Annotated in this window: 12 protein-coding genes; 3 read left to right on the top strand and 9 right to left on the bottom strand. The window is 65.3% G+C overall.

Features of this window, described 5'->3' with window-relative positions; translation table 11 throughout:
* Window positions 1–34: 34 nt before the first annotated feature.
* The gene (locus tag NCS58_RS27185; protein WP_250477873.1) at window positions 35–1,237 is read left to right on the top strand and encodes an acyl-CoA dehydrogenase family protein; all 1,203 of its coding nucleotides are present in this window, start codon (window positions 35–37) and stop codon (window positions 1,235–1,237) included.
* Window positions 1,238–1,263: 26 nt separating this feature from the next.
* On the opposite strand, the gene NCS58_RS27190 is transcribed toward NCS58_RS27185, so the two are convergent.
* A complete protein-coding gene (locus tag NCS58_RS27190; RefSeq protein ID WP_250477874.1) occupies window positions 1,264–2,043 on the bottom strand; it encodes a FadR/GntR family transcriptional regulator in 780 nt (259 codons plus the stop codon).
* Between the two features lie 69 nt (window positions 2,044–2,112).
* Between NCS58_RS27190 and aldA the strand changes: the two genes are divergently transcribed.
* Window positions 2,113–3,558 carry an aldehyde dehydrogenase gene (aldA, locus tag NCS58_RS27195; RefSeq protein ID WP_250477875.1) on the top strand — a complete coding sequence of 482 codons (1,446 nt, stop codon included), beginning with the start codon at window positions 2,113–2,115 and terminating at the stop codon, window positions 3,556–3,558.
* A 40-nt stretch (window positions 3,559–3,598) separates the two neighbouring features.
* On the opposite strand, the gene NCS58_RS27200 is transcribed toward aldA, so the two are convergent.
* From NCS58_RS27200 to NCS58_RS27220, 5 genes are read right to left on the bottom strand one after another with little or no spacing between them, the layout of a single operon-like run.
* Window positions 3,599–4,219, bottom strand: a complete 621-nt coding sequence (locus NCS58_RS27200; RefSeq protein WP_250477876.1) for a DAK2 domain-containing protein — start codon at window positions 4,217–4,219, stop codon at window positions 3,599–3,601.
* Between the two features lie 2 nt (window positions 4,220–4,221).
* Window positions 4,222–5,223 (bottom strand): dihydroxyacetone kinase subunit DhaK, encoded by a 1,002-nt coding sequence (locus tag NCS58_RS27205; RefSeq protein WP_250477877.1) that lies wholly within the window; start codon window positions 5,221–5,223, stop codon window positions 4,222–4,224.
* Between the two features lie 25 nt (window positions 5,224–5,248).
* Entirely contained in the window at window positions 5,249–5,659 is a 411-nt protein-coding gene (locus tag NCS58_RS27210) for a Zn-ribbon domain-containing OB-fold protein (protein WP_233409651.1), read from the bottom strand.
* A gap of 3 nt (window positions 5,660–5,662) precedes the next feature.
* Complete coding sequence (locus NCS58_RS27215; protein WP_250477878.1) at window positions 5,663–6,793, bottom strand: thiolase family protein; 1,131 nt, start codon at window positions 6,791–6,793, stop codon at window positions 5,663–5,665.
* Between the two features lie 42 nt (window positions 6,794–6,835).
* Window positions 6,836–9,436, bottom strand: a complete 2,601-nt coding sequence (locus NCS58_RS27220; RefSeq protein ID WP_250477879.1) for a CaiB/BaiF CoA-transferase family protein — start codon at window positions 9,434–9,436, stop codon at window positions 6,836–6,838.
* Between NCS58_RS27220 and NCS58_RS27225 the strand changes: the two genes are divergently transcribed.
* Entirely contained in the window at window positions 9,435–10,397 is a 963-nt protein-coding gene (locus NCS58_RS27225; RefSeq protein ID WP_250477880.1) for a GntR family transcriptional regulator, read from the top strand. The genes NCS58_RS27220 and NCS58_RS27225 overlap by 2 nt on opposite strands.
* Before the next feature lie 54 nt (window positions 10,398–10,451).
* Here the strand turns inward: NCS58_RS27225 and NCS58_RS27230 are convergent, their stop codons facing one another.
* From NCS58_RS27230 to NCS58_RS27240, 3 genes are all read right to left on the bottom strand, one after another.
* Window positions 10,452–11,828: an MFS transporter gene (locus tag NCS58_RS27230; RefSeq protein WP_250477881.1), complete on the bottom strand. Its 1,377-nt coding sequence runs from the start codon at window positions 11,826–11,828 to the stop codon at window positions 10,452–10,454.
* A 58-nt stretch (window positions 11,829–11,886) separates the two neighbouring features.
* On the bottom strand, window positions 11,887–12,882 hold the full coding sequence (locus NCS58_RS27235) for an SMP-30/gluconolactonase/LRE family protein (protein WP_250477882.1): 996 nt from the start codon (window positions 12,880–12,882) through the stop codon (window positions 11,887–11,889).
* A gap of 145 nt (window positions 12,883–13,027) precedes the next feature.
* Window positions 13,028–14,569, bottom strand: a complete 1,542-nt coding sequence (locus tag NCS58_RS27240) for a UxaA family hydrolase (RefSeq protein ID WP_250477883.1) — start codon at window positions 14,567–14,569, stop codon at window positions 13,028–13,030.
* Window positions 14,570–15,201 lie beyond the last annotated feature (632 nt).

The following is a 15,201-nucleotide window of genomic DNA, read 5'->3' on the forward strand; positions in this document are numbered from 1 at the left end:
CGTTCCTCTCACGTATTTCACGAAGGACTTTTCGATGACGACAGAAGCGAATCACGAGTCAGGCGAGGACATCGGCATTTCCGTCACACGCGAGGATTACGCGGATCTGCGCGATGCGGTGCGCCGCATCTGCCGCGATTTTCCGGGCGACTACTGGCGCAAGCTCGACAACGAGCGCGGATATCCGACCGAATTCGTGAATGCGCTGACTGCCGGCGGTTTTCTGGGCGCGCTGATCCCCGAAGCGTACGGCGGCTCCGGCATGCCGCTGCGCGCGGCCGCCGTGATTCTCGAGGAGATCAATGCGAGCGGCTGCGTCGCGAGTCCCGCGCACGCGCAGATGTACATCATGGGCACGCTGCTGAGACACGGCAGCGAGGCGCAGAAGCGCCGCTATCTGCCGGAGATTGCGTCGGGCGCGCTGCGGCTGCAGGCGTTTGGCGTGACCGAGCCGACCACCGGATCGGATACGACGCAACTGAGAACGCGCGCGGAACGGCGCGGCGATGTCTATGTCGTGAACGGACAGAAAGTATGGACGTCGCGCGCGCTCCATTCGGATCTGATGCTGCTGCTGGTTCGCACGACGCCGGCGGCGCAGTGCGCGAAACGAACCGATGGTTTGTCGACGCTGCTCGTCGATCTGCGCGAGGCGAAGGGCAGGGGCATCGATATCCGGCCGATCCCGGCGATGATCAATCACAACACGACCGAGATCTTCATCGAGAATCTCGAAGTGCCGGTCGAAAACCTGATCGGCGAGGAAGGCAAGGGCTTTCGCTACATCCTCGACGGCATGAATGCCGAGCGGATTCTCGTGGCGCAGGAGTGCATCGGCGATGGCCGCTGGCTGCTGAAAAGGGCCGTCGATTATGCGAACGAGCGCAAAGTGTTCGGACGCGCGATCGGACAGAATCAGGGTGTGCAGTTCCCGCTCGCGCGCGCCTACATGGAACTCGAAGCCGCCGATCTGATGGCGCGCAAGGCCGCGGCGCTATTCGAGGCGGGGCAGCCGTGCGGGGCCGAAGCGAACATGGCGAAGCTGCTCGCGTCCGAGGCGACCTGGCACGCCGCCGATACCGCACTGCAAACGCACGGCGGCTTCGGTTATGCCGAGGAATACGGCATCGAACGCAAGTGGCGCGAAGCGCGGCTTTATCAAACTGCGCCGATCTCGACGAACCTCATTCTCGCGTATCTCGGCGAGCATGTTCTCGGGCTGCCACGGTCGTATTGATGCGCGAACGTTTCGCGGCGCGTCCCTCATTCACAGTCATCGAACTGCCGGCCGACCTCTTCGATATGCGTTTGCATCGCTTCGGCGGCCCTATGAGGCCGATGCGCGCTGATGGCGTCGTAGATCGCGCGATGCTGCGCAAGCCGCGCCGTCGCGAGCCGATGCGATTCATCCTCGGAAGCCGACGCCAGCAGCGTGTTTCTCGCGATATGGCTGCGCAAGGTCGAACCTGCGTTGAGGCAGAGCGTGGCCAGCATCCGGTTATGCGAAGCGCGGACGAGCGCCAGATGGAAATGCGCATCCGCGAGCGCTTCGGCTTCCACGTCTCTCGCGTGCACGGCATCGGTCATGCGCTGAAGCAGCGTCTGCAACTCGCGCAGATCGCTGTCGGCTGCGCGCGTCGCGGCGAGCCTCGCAGCGGCGCATTCGACGACGAGCCGGAATTCGAGCGTGTCGCGGCGCGAAGCCGCGGTTTCGCCGAACATCGAAGGCTCCAGCATGTCGGATGCGGGCGGCGCGCGGCGAATGAACAGCCCGCGGCCGTGACGCGCGTCGATCGCGCCGGTTGCGATCAATCGCTGGATGGCCTCGCGAAGCGTCGAGCGCGATACGCCGAGTGTCAGCGCCAGTTCGCGTTCGGGCGGCAGACGCGGCTCGTTGCGCAAGCCGGCTTCTTCGATAGCGCTTTCGAGCTGACGGGCGACGCGCGCGACCGTCTCGCGACGTCCGGCCCTACGCTCGGTCGTGTGGGGCTGCTGCATCGGTGGTCTGACCATCTTGGTGAGTGCCCAAGGTTGTTTCAACATGGTGGGGTCGCGCTTTGCTTCCCCGCGAACATCGGCGCGCCTGGCGCGTCTCCCTAAAGGTGAGAACGAATGGACGAAATCAATCAGTATTCCCTATTTATCGATGGAGATTGGGTTGTGTCGAGCGGCACGGCGCGGCTCACGGTGCGCAATCCGGCGACAGGCGAAACCATCGCCACGGCCGCCGACGCGACGGACGCGGATATCGACCGCGCGGTTCAGTCCGCGGCGGCGGCATTTCCCGCATGGAGCCGCCGCACGGCCGTCGGGCGCGCGGACTTCCTGTTGCGCCTGAACACGCTGATCCAGCGCGATCACGAACGCCTGGCGCGGCTGCTGACCCAGGAAGTCGGCAAGCCGATCCGCGAGGCGCGCGGCGAGATCGATTTCGCGATCTCGCTGATTCGCTTCGCCGCCGAGAATGCGCGCCGCCTCGAAGGCGACATCGTGCCGGGGAGCCGTCCGGGCGAAAAGATCCTGATCGACAAGCAGCCGCATGGCGTGATCGCCGGCATTTCGGCGTGGAATTTTCCGGCGGGTCTGCTCGCGCGCAAGGTCGCGCCGGCGCTCGCGGCCGGCAATACGATCGTGCTCAAGCCGCATGAACTGACGCCGGTGACATCGCTCGAAATCGCCAGGCTCGTCGCCGAAGCGAAGTTCCCGGCGGGCGTCGTCAACATCGTGAGCGGCGGCATTCCGGCGGGACAGCGCCTCGTCGCGAATCCGGCCGTGAAGATGATCACGATGACGGGCAGCACCGCGGCGGGCAAAAAGATCATGGCCGCGGCCGCGCCGACGCTGAAGGAAGTCCGCCTCGAACTCGGCGGGAAGGCGCCGTTCATCGTGCTCGCCGACGCCGATCTCGAAGCGGCCGCCAGCGCGGCCGTCGAGGCGCGCTTTCTCAACGCGGGTCAGGTCTGCACGTGCAATGAACGCACGTACGTGCACGAAGCCGTCTACGACCGCTTCCTCGAACTGGTGAGCCAGAAGATCGGCGAGATCAAGGTGGGCGATCCGTCGAACGAAGATACGACGATGGGCCCGAAGATCAGCGCCGCCGAGCTCGAAAAGGTCGAGGCGATGGTCGCGAAGGCGGTGCATCAGGGCGCGCGCGTGCGGATCGGCGGCGCGCGGCTGAGCGGCGGCGTGTACGAGCGCGGCCATTTCTACGGTCCCACGCTGCTGACGGACGTGACGCACGAGATGGACATCGTGCAGGGAGAGGTGTTTGGTCCGGTCATGTCGGTGCTCAAGGTGCGCGATTTCGACGAGGCGCTCAAACTCGCGAACGATTCGAGCTACGGCCTTTCCGCCTATCTCTTCACGAAGGATCTCGGCGTGCTGATGCGCACCGCCGCCGAACTGAACTTCGGCGAGATCTACGTGAACCGCTCGCTCGGCGAAGCGCCGCAAGGTTTCCATCATGGTTACGGCGATAGCGGCCTGGGCGGCGAGGACGGCAAGTACGGGCTCGAAGCCTACGTTCGCACGAAGACGATCTATCTGAACGCCTGACGCAGGCGCGGGCGCAAGCCCGCGCATCGTGCTGCGCGTGTCAGTTGCAGGGAGCGGGCGCGATGCCGTGGAGCATGTGGCGGAACGCGATCATTCCCGGATCGTCGAGACCGATCGAGCGCTCCGCGAACATCCGCGCGCGCCCGATCCGGTTCGGCTGCGTTTTGAACGACGCGATCGTCTCGTCGACGGCCGCACTCGCGGCGGCGTATTGCGTATGAGGATCATCGATACCGTCGATGGCGTCGTGCGCGGCCGCCAGCGTATCGAGCACGGTCTTGTCGCCGAGCTTCGCGCCGCCGCGCTGGGACATCGCATCGAGCGCGGCTTGCAGCGCCGCCGGCAGGTCGCGCCAGGCGAGTGTCGCCTGGTTATCGAGCCGGCGCGCGAGCGTCATGAACGCCACGGTCAAAAGCGTGCCGAAGCTCGATCCCGACGCGCGCGCGCAAGCCTGCGCGCAGGCCTTGAACAGCAGGCCGAGATCCGCGTACGGACCGGCGTCGAGCGCCGTGCGCACGCGCGCGGCGCATTTTTCGAGCGTCGCGCCGAGGTCGCCGTCGCCGAGCTGTCCGTCGAGCCGATTGAGCTCGGGCGCCACTTCGTCGATCCGGTCTGCCCAGCGGCGCAGCGCGGCTTCCATCTGTGAAGTCGTGAGAGACATCGTCAGTTGCTCCAGAACGGACAGCGCGCGGGCGCGCGCAGCAGCGTTTCGAGATCGGCGTCGAGGCGCTGGATCGTGAGCGATGCGCCCGTCATTTCCATCGACGTCGCATAGCGCCCGACGAGCGGCGCGACGATGCTCACGCGCTTCGCATCTAGCAGCCGCGCCACCGCGCGATAGAGGATGTAAAGCTCCTCGTGCGGCGTCGCGCCGAGCGAGTTGAGCATGACGGACACGCGCTCGCCCGCGCCCACGTCGAGGTCGGCGAGCACGCATTCGAGCATTTCGCCCGCGAGCGCATCGGCCTGTTTCAGCTCGCCGCGCCAGATGCCGGGCTCGCCGTGAATGCCCATCCCCATCTCGATCTCGCCTTCGCCGATCGTGAAGTTCGGTGTGCCGACTTCCGGCACGATGCAAGGCGTCAGCGCGACGCCGATCGTGCGGCATCCGGCAATGGCCTTGCGCGCGCTGCCGGCCACGTCGTCGAGCGTGGCGCCGCGCTGCTCGGCGCGCGCACCGGCGATCTTGTACGCGTAGACGATACCCGCGACGCCGCGGCGCTTGCCGCTTTCGTCGGCGGATGCGCTCGCGACGTCATCGGTCACGAGCACCGTTTCGCTTTGCATGCCGTCGAGTCCGGTCAGCTCGCAGGCCATGTCGAAGTTCATCCGGTCGCCGCCGTAGTTGCCATACAGGCAAAGCACGCCCGCGCCGCGCTCGGCGGCATGCATCGCGTCGATGCAGTCGCCGACGGTCGGTCCGGCGAACACGTTGCCGATCGCGCAGGCATCGAGCAGCCCCTCGCCGACATAGCCGGTGAAAAGCGGCATATGGCCCGAGCCGCCGCCGGACACGACGCCGACCTTGCCTTCGAAGCCCGGCGTCGCGCGCGCGATCACGCGGCCGCTTTCGCCGGCGCGGCGGTATGTGTCGGGATGGGCTGCGCACAGGCCGTCGAGCATGTCGTCGACATACGCGCCCGGTTCGTTCATCAGCTTCTTCATGCGTTCCTCCAGCGGTGCGTGTGCGTCAGGCGGGGACGAAGCGCGCGAGCGATACCTCGGGCGTCACGTCTTCGAACTGCACTTTCATCGGCATGCCCATCTTCACATCCTGGGGAATGCCGTCCCCGAAGTTGCCGACGACGATCGGGCCATCGTCGAGTTGAACGAGGCAGACGTGATACGGCAGCTCGCCGCGAAAGGCGTCCCAGTACGCGCGATGAAACGTGACCCACGAGACGAGCGTCCCGCGGCCGCTGACCGCTTCCCACGCCTGCGCATCGGACAGACACGAGGGGCACACGGGCGATGCCGGAAAATGCCGATGGCCGCATTGCCGGCACACCTGCACCGACAGCCGATGCTGGCGCGCGAAGTTCCAGTAACCCTTCGAATACTCGTCGATCGCCGGTAGCGGCTTGTCATAGGCAGTGGTCATGGCTTATCCCTTCGTGTAGATGATCGATCGGGTGCACGGCGTGGCCGCGATGTACTGCACGACCTCGCAGTCCTTCACCTGGCGCGCGCCGCATTCGCCGCGCAACTGCCGCACCGCTTCGACGTTGAGCGCCCAGCCCTGCATATACGAATTCGACAAGTGGCCGCCATCGGTATTCGTCGGCAGCCGGCCATGCACGCCGAGCGCGCCGTTCTCGACGAACGCGCCCGCCTCGCCGCGCTCGCAGAATCCGAGCCCTTCGAGGCTGAAGAGCACCGTCGGCGTGAAGTTGTCGTAGCACATCAGGGCATCGACATCGTCCTTCGTGACGCCCGCCATCTCGTAGGCCTGCGTGCCCGCCTCGCGCACCTCGTCGTACCAGAACTCGGGATCGAAGTTGCCGATGGCGGAACGCTCGAACGCATCGCGCGCGCCGACGCCCGAAATCAGCACCGGCTGCTTCCGGAGATCGTTCGCGCGCTCGCGCGTCGTGAGGATCATGCAGACGGCGCCGTCGTTGATGAGGCAGTAGTCGAGCAGACCGAGCGGCTCGACGATCCTGCGTATCGACGCGTGATCCTCCAGCGTGATGGGCTTGCGCATGACCGCGTCGGGATTCAGGATCGCGTTGTTGCGAAACGCGACGGACACTTCCCCGAGCTGGCGCGTCGTCGTGCCGTAGCGCTCCATATGCATGCGGAACATCAGCCCATGCGAAGCGCCCGGCGACGTGAGGCCCCACGGGTCCCAGAACGATGCGAATTCGTCGCCGCCATAGTTCATCCGGCGCGAGCGGCCGATGTTCGTATAGATCAGCGCGACGTATTTCGCCGCGCCCGTTTCGAGCGCGAGCATCGCTTCGGCGATCGCCATGCCGGACATGCGGCCGTGGCCCGGCAGCGTCATCGTCCAGCGCGGATTGAGGCCGAGGATCTCGCCCATGCGCGCATAGAAGGGCACGCGGCAGCAGAGCAGGCCGTCGATCTCGTTCTTGTCGAGCCCGCAATCGGCGATCGCGGCCTTGAATGCCTCGGCGCCGAGCGCGTAATCGTCGACGGCGGGGAAGTCGCCGTAAGGCGTGTTGCCGACGCCGACGACGGCGATCCGGTTACTGAGGCCCTGCATCGGATTCATGCTGTGTCTCCGTTCGATATGGGATGGTCGGTGCAGACGCGCTCAGATCACGCCTTCCTCGCGCAGCGCGTCGATTTCCGACGCGCCGTAGCCGAGCCACTGGCTGAGCACGTGTGCGTTGTCCTCGCCGTAGCACGGCGCGCCGCGGTCGATCACGCCGCCGCTGTAGGCGGGCGTCGCGGCGAGCTTGACCGGGAATTCGATGACCGGCCAGCGGCCGATGCGCGTGCCCGTTACTTCCGTCAGCCAGTCGAGTTCGGCGAGTTGCGGATCGGCGTCGCAGCGGCCGGCGGCCGTCTGGCACACGCCGGCCGGCACGCCCGCGCGCTGCAGGCGCTGCATGCAGGCGTAAGGCTCCTGACTCGACGTCCACGCGCCGACGAGCGCGTCGAGTGCGTCCTGGTGAGCGAGCCGCTCCGTGAGCGTTGCGAAGCGCGGGTCGCCGGCGAGCGCGGGCAGTTGCGCGGCGTCGACGAAGGCGTGCCAGTGCGCGTCGCTGAAACAAGCGATCGCGATCCACGCGTCATCGCCCGCGCACCGGTACGCGCCGTGCGGCGCGGCGCGCTTGTACGGCGAGCGGTTGCCATAGCGCGCCCAAACGCGGCCATTGGCCGACCAGTCGAGCACGGACGACGCCGTCTGGAAGATGCCGGATTCGCACTGCGACGAGTCGATCCACTGGCCTTCGCCGGTGCGCTCGCGGTGATAGAGCGCGCCGAGCGCGGCGAGCGCGAAGCCGTATGCGCCGATCCAGTCGAGATACGAGTAGCCCCATCCGGCAGGCATCGCCGGATCGGGCAGGCCGGACATCTCGGTGCTGCCCGCGAACGACGCGGCCACGGGCCCGACCGTGCGGAACCGGCCATAGCGGCCGATCGTGCCCATGCCCGACTGCTGCACATAGATGATGTCCGGCCGGATCGACTTCAGCACGTCGTAGCCGAGGCCGAGCCGTTGCAGCACGCCGGGCGAGAACCCTTCGGCGACGATATCGCACTGGCGGATCAGATCCTTCGCGATGGCGAGACCTTTCGGATGCCGGATGTTCAACGACATGCCGCGCTTGCCCGCGTTCTTGTTGTTGAACTGCCCGCCCATGTCGGGGTCCGTGACGCCCGGCAGCGGCCCGGTGGCCTTTTCGCGCGCCTCACGGCCGCCGACCGGCGCCATCGCGGCCAGCCGCGTGTCGGGATTCTCCTTCCATTCGACCTTGATGCTTTCCGCGCCGAGCGCGTTCAGGAAGCGCGTGCCGCCCGCCGATGCGAGAAACCACGAGAAGTCGAAGATGCGCACGCCCTGCAACGGGAATGGCTTGCCATGCTTCGAGAGCGTCACGCCGGACGGCGACGGATCGCGAGGCCGCGCGGGCAGCTTGTCCCCTTCGCTGCGCGCGAGCGGCTTCGTGAGCGGCTTCGTGAGCGTGGCGTCGTCGTTGTGTTCGCCAAGGAACGGCGCGCGCGTGCCCGCCTGCCATGCGGTTGCCGTGCCGAGCCATTTGCTGGTCGGATAGCGGAAGCTGCGGCCGAGCTCCGGATGCTCGATGTCGCTGAATGATGAGCGCGCGAGCCAGTGCTCGTCCTCGGCATTCTCGTGAGGCTTGCGCACGGGCGCCCACAGCAGCCCAGCGTCCTGAGCTTCGCGCCACGGCAGTTGTTCGTAATCGTACGAGCCGACGAAACGCTGGATGACTTCGAGCATATGGCGCGTATCGGCATCGACCTCGGTCGAACCCGGCGTGTTGCGAGCCGTCATGTCGGTGTCGCTCGGGGGCGGCTGCAGGTCCTCGGCCTTGTCGAACTGCTGGAGGAACGGCACGAGCCGCGCCTTGTCGCGCGCGGAGACGCCCCATGTCATGTTCCAGCGGCCGTCCGACGTGCGGCTGATGTTCGGCACATCGCTCGGCGTCTCGGATGCGTGCCGCGCCGTCTGCCGATAAAGCGGCGCATGCCGCATCACCCACGACATGAGGTCGAGCTCGGTGTTGATCGACACGGCTTGATGGATCGCGCACGAGACATCCTGACCTTCGCCGGTGCGCAAGCGGTGCATCAGCGCGGCGAGAATCGCGACGGCGGTCTGGTCGCCGGCGATGTGATACGCGTGCCAGATCTGCGGCGCGATCGGGGGCGTGGAGTAGGTGCCGTCCGGATTCCGGTCGTAGCCGCAGTTCATCATCACGCCGCCGAGCGCGAGATGAACGAGGTCCGATGCGCGATAGTCCTTCCACGGTCCGGTGTCGCCGAACGGTGTGATGCGCGCATGGATCAGCGCGGGAAATCGCTTTGTTACCGGCTCGCCGAGGTCCAGGTCGCGTGCGAGACGGCCGCACGTGCTGTCGAGCAGGATGTCCGCGTGGGCCAGCAGGTCGAGCAGTCGCGCACGGCCCGTGGGACTCGCCGTATCGAGCGCAACCGATTTCTTGCCGCGATTGTAGGCCCAGAAATGCAGCGAACGCTCGCGGTCTTCGACGTCTTCGTAAAACGGCCCGATGCCGCGCGTCGTATTGCCGTGAAGCGGTTCGATCTTGATGACCTCGGCGCCCAGTCCTGCCAGCAGCAGACCACAGTATTCGCCGGTTTCGTCGGCGACTTCGATGACCCTGAGGCCGCTCAGCATGCCGGGAAGCGTAGCGGGGTCGGGCATGCTGGGTCCGGAAGCGGTGGGATGCGACATGGTTCTCCTTTGCCGGGCCGTGTTACCCGGAATCGTCGATGCAAATTATAAAATATATTCTATAACGCGGTCACGTCACTTTCGATTTGAATCTCAAGCCGGGGATCGGGCGCGGCGAATACGCGCCGGGACGCGGCGTGCGCCGACGCGCACACAAAATGCATCGGCGACGGCGCGGGGGCTGCGGCGTCGTACAATACGGCCTGGCGTTGCCTTGCAGGCTGAGCGTGCCGGCTCAATCGGCGGGCCCGAAGCGCGATCGCACCTTCTCTGGACAATCATGGCTTTCCTCACAAAACTCGATCACGTGGCAGAACGTTTGCGAGAACGGATCATCTCGGGTGAGTACCCGCGCGGCCACAAGCTGAAGCAGGCGGATATCGCCGCCGAGCTCGGCGTATCGATCACGCCGGTGCGCGAGGCGCTCAAGGCGCTCGAAATGGAAGGCTTCGTCGTCAGCGAACCGCATCGTGGCCTGTCAGTGCCCGATATCGATCCGATGCGCGCACGCGAGATCTTCGAATTGCGCGTCGTGCTGGAACGCATGCTTGCCTTCAAGGCCGCCGAGCGCGCGACGAAGGAAGACATCGCCGAGCTGCGCGCGATGCACAAGGAGTTCGTCGCGCTGGTCAAGAGCGGTGAACGCTTTGCGATTCGCGCCGCGAACGTGCGGTTTCACTTCCGGCTCTACGAGATCGCCGACTGTCAGCAGACGCTGCAGTTCGTCCGGGTGCTGTGGGCCAAGTTTCCGTTCAACTTCCATTACGATCAGGCAGGGCGGTTCAAGCAGTTGCCGCACGAGCACGTCGAGATCCTGCGCAAGCTCGAAGATCACGACGCGCAGGGCGTGGCGGATGCGATGACCCAGCACATCGAGGCCGGCTGGGTCCGCGTCGAGAAGAATCTGACGACACCGTCGACTGCCGCCTGACGATGCTGCCCGGCTAGCGCTGCATCGGCGCTGGCCGGAAGGCGCGGGCCGCGATCAACGTCCCGCGCGGGCGGGGCTGAGCGACTGCCCCGTTTCGGCGGCGGCCGGTGCGATCGGCTCCTCTTCCACCAGCGAGCGGCGGCAGGTTTCCGGCAGCGTCAAATACAGCACGACGAACGCGATCAGCGCGATCGCGCAAAGATAGAACGCCGGCGACACCGCGATGCCCGTGCTTGCCACCAGCGCGGCCGCGATCAGCGGACCGGTGCCCGCGACCGGCCCAGCGCCGAGGTTGAGCGCGAGCGCGCCGCTCGTCATCCGCGTGCGCGGCGGGAACAACTCCACGACGACAACCGTGTTCATCACGTTGATGAGCGCCTGAAACGACGCGAAGATCACGAGTCCCGCGAATGCGATCAGCAGGCTGCCCGACGACAGCATGAAGAACACCGGCAAGCCGAACGCCATGTGTCCGAAGATGCCGATGAGGAAGGTCTTGCGACGGCCGATCACATCCGACAGCCAGCCTGCCAGCGGACAGAACAGCCCGTACAGCACGAGGCTCGCGCCGCTTACCATCACCGATTCGGTGCGTCCCAGATGACCGGTCACGGGCAGATAGTTCACCATGTACGTGACGAAGTAGTAGAAGCCGAGGCCGGTGATGCTCGCGAACAGGAACGCGATGCCGATCATCCGGATATCTTCGTTCAGCGAAGCAAGGAACGGCGTTCTGGCAACGCCGCCCGCTGAGCGCGCCTTGATTTCCTCGAACACCGGCGTGTCTTCGAGCTTCAGCCGCATGTAGAGGCCGACCAGCCCCACAGGCACCGCGAGCACGAAGGGAATGCGCCAGCCCCACGCATCGAATGCCTGCGCATCCAGCCTGCTCGATATGGCGAACACCACGAGACTGCCTGCCGCGACGCCGAATGCGGCCGTCGCCGAAATCACGCTCGCCGCGATGCCCCGACGATTCGCCGGCGCATATTCGACGAGAAACGTGCCCGCACCCATCCATTCGCCGCCGACGGACATGCCCTGAACGCAGCGCGTGAGCAGAAGCGCGACGGTCGCCCACATGCCAATGCGCTCATAGGTCGGAAGGATCGCGAGCACGAACGTCGCCGCGCTCATGACGATGATCGCGATGGCGAGCGACTCCCGCCGGCCGACACGATCGCCGATCATGCCGAGCACGATGCCGCCCAGCGGACGAAGCAGGAAGGCGATGCCGAACACCGCGAGCGACGAGAGCAGCGCGACGGTCGTGTTGCCCGCCGGAAAAAACGCGTGACCGATATTGACCGCGACGAAGCCATACACCGCGAAGTCGAACCATTCCATGAAATTGCCGATCAGTGTCGCGATGACCGCGCGCCTTCTGCGAGTCGAGATGTCGGCCTTGGAGCCGCCGTTCGTCGTGTTCAATTCAGTCTCCGGTTTTGTCTGTTCTGTAGGTGGATCGCGCGCCGATGCGGCCCGCGATTCAGCGCAGCGAGCGGTTCCAGTTCGTCGTCGGCGCGCCGGCGATGGGACTTTCGAAGGTCAACACCGCATCGCCGAGCAGGCAGCCGAGGTAGGCGGTTCTCCTGTCGGGGCCGCCGAACACGAGGCTCGATACGCTTTTCAGCCGCGATGTGCCGGTCGTCGCCATGTCGTCGGGCGTGAGCGAACGGGTCGCGTAGCGCGCTGCGAGGTAATCCGTGTACTCGACGTCGAGGTCTTCGAGCACGATCTGCGTCGAGCCGTCCGGCCGAACGACTATGACGCGGTTGCTGCCGACGCATGTGACCCACACGCCGCCGAATGCGTCAAAGCACAGGCCGTCCGGAAAGTCGGCGCCTTCGTATTGGCAGACGATTTCCTTCGGTCCAAGCGCCGGTCCCGGCAGGAGGGGGAACCGGCTCGTCTTCCGCGCGTAGGTTTCGTTCACGTACAGCCACTTGCCGTCCGCAGAGAAGGCAATTTCGTTCGTATAGCCTAGACCGTCCGCCACGATGCGCGATCCTTTCGCGTCCGCCACGCCGATGAAGCCATCGGCGACATCGCGCGTCCACGCATGCGCACGCGGACGCATGCGCGTGCTGACCGTGAACCAGATCGCGCCGTTGCCGTCTTCGACGACGAAGTTCGTCGGTGGCATGGGCGTGTTGTCCACCGTCTCCACGACGGGTTCGACCGCGCCGTTTCCATCGATGCTGAAGATGCCGCCGAGCTCGCTGCCGAGGTTGGCGAACAGCACCTTGCCGCGCGTCGATAGCGCGATGCCATTGGGCACATAGCGACGCGGATTGCCGTCGGCCGGCAGGATATGACGTGGCGAGCCGCCGGGGCGCCAATGCGTGTAGCCGCCTGCGCCGTGCGCGGCGATCAGTTCGCCCGTCTCAAGCGCGAGCACGCACTCCGGCCGGGTGAGGCCGGCGGCGGAGACGCGCAAGTCGGAAAAACCAAGCCGGAAGTCTGGCCTGAGTGGATAAGACATCGGAAGCTCTCCCGCACGGGTTGGACGTGAAAGCGCGCACGCGGCACGCGGAAACGCCGGTACGTCTGCCGGCGGTCCAAGACAATATAATTTATATTTAGCATTTTATAAAATGGCACCCATCGAACGCGGCGGCGGATGGTGCTTACATCTGCGCGCCGATCATCCAGGGCACGAATTCGTCGTCACCGACGCCAAGTGCTTCGCTTCGACTCTTCTCGCCGCTGGCGACGCGCAGGATTGCGCGGAAGATCTCTTCGCCTTTTTCCTGCACCGTGGCGCTGCCGTCCATGATGTCGCCGCAGTTGATGTCCATGTCGTCGCGCATGCGCTCAAACATCTTCGTGTTGGTCGCCAGCTTGATCGATGGCGCGGGTTTCGCCCCGAAGCACGAACCGCGTCCCGTCGTGAAAAGCACGAGATTGGCGCCGCTTGCGACCTGGCCGGTCGCGCCCATCGGGTCATAACCGGGCGCATCCATGAAGACGAGGCCGTGCATCTCGATGGGCTCCGCATAGCGATACACGCCCATGAGCGGCGTCGATCCGCTCTTGGCCACCGCGCCCAGCGATTTCTCGAGAATCGTCGTCAGGCCGCCTGCCTTGTTGCCCGGCGTCGGATTGTTGTCGATGCTGCCTTTCTCGCGCTCGGCGTAGCCTTCCCACCAATGAATGCGCTCGACGATCTTCTCGCCGACCTCGCGCGAGATCGCGCGGCGGGTGAGCAGGTGTTCCGCGCCGTATATCTCCGGGGTCTCGCTCAGGATCGCCGTGCCGCCGTGCCGCACCAGCAGGTCGACTGCCGCGCCGAGCGCGGGGTTCGCCGTGATGCCCGAATAGCCATCCGAGCCGCCGCATTGCAGTGCGATGCTCAACGCCGACACGGGCACCGGTTCGCGCGTGACTTCGTTCGCGGCGGGAAGCAGCGCGTGGACCGCCTCGATCGCGGCGTCGATGGTTGCTTGCGTGCCGCCCAGCTCCTGCATCACGAGCGGAACCATGCGCGGTCCGCTTTGCACGTTTTCGGCGACGAACATGGCGCCCATCTGATTGGCTTCGCAGCCCAGTCCGATGACGAGCACGGCGGCGAAATTGGCGTGCTTCACATACCCGCCGATGGTTCGGCGCAGTTGCGCGATGCCCTCGCCGTGGTGATCGATGCAACAGCCGAAGCTATGCGTGACGGGCACGACGCCATCGACGTTTGGATAATTCGCCAGCGCCCCGGGTGCTGCGAAATGTTGTGCGACGCGTTTGGTGACGGTGGCCGAGCAGTTGACCGTGCTCACAACGCCGATGTAGTTGCGTGTCGCAATGCGTCCGTCGGCCCGGCGAAAACCCATGAAAGTGAGCGGTGCGCCGGGTGGGTCGACGGGTTTGACGTCGCAGCCGTACGCGTAGTCACGGTCGAATGCGCCGATCGAGAGGTTGTGCGTATGCACGTGCTGGCCGCGCGCGATATCGGTCGTGGCGAAGCCGATCACCTGGCCGTAGCGGCGCACCGCTTCCCCCTTGGTGACCGAACGCAATGCGATCTTGTGGGCGGCTGGGATATCGTCCAGCAGGACAATGTTGCCGAATTCAGGCAAGGTGGTGGCTGCCGGAAGAGCGTCGCGCGCAATCGCGACGTCGTCCGCGTTGTCGAGCTTCAGTGCGCGTGAAACGATGCCGGGGCTGAGCGAATTCATGTCGATCCTCCTATGCGATCGGGTTGGGAACTGATTCTCTAAGTGTCCGTGCGGTGTTGATAGTGCAGTAAGCTGGCGTCCCGGGACACGTGGTCGGACCAACGCTTCCTTTCGATCCATAGGGACCAGCAACGGCTCCATCTAGCCCACTCGAAGGCCGCGCTGCGGATGCCGACGGGGGAAACGTCATCCCGGACCCGCCTCTTGCTCTTGATTGGGAAAGGTGCCGGCATCGAGCTGGTCAATCCGAGTTTCCCTCGAAATTTCGACCTCCAGCGAGTCGTGTGTAAACTCTGAAGGAAGGACCTATAGATGCCAACGAACGCTTAGATCGCTTCGCGATGATCGGCGAAGGCTCCCAATGTCGAGCGGCAGCACGGATGTGTAACGACCGTTTGTCCCATGCTAAGACTACTCGGCTGGCTCGCACAGTTACGCCCGAAGTGACGCGCGTCTTTACTTAGGGACAACTAACGATGTCACGGCCAGATTGAAATGTCGGGGTGCGGGCTAAATACAGATGTCGTATCTATCCAAGGATTTTGCTCTCACGCAGTGTTGAAGATGCAGGGTCGAACGGGCAGGGCGCGGGTGCGTCGACTTCCCCGTTTGCTGAGCGCCGAGCTGTTTTT

It is taken from the genome of Caballeronia sp. INML3B, assembly GCF_023631305.1.
Classification (GTDB): domain Bacteria; phylum Pseudomonadota; class Gammaproteobacteria; order Burkholderiales; family Burkholderiaceae; genus Caballeronia; species Caballeronia turbans.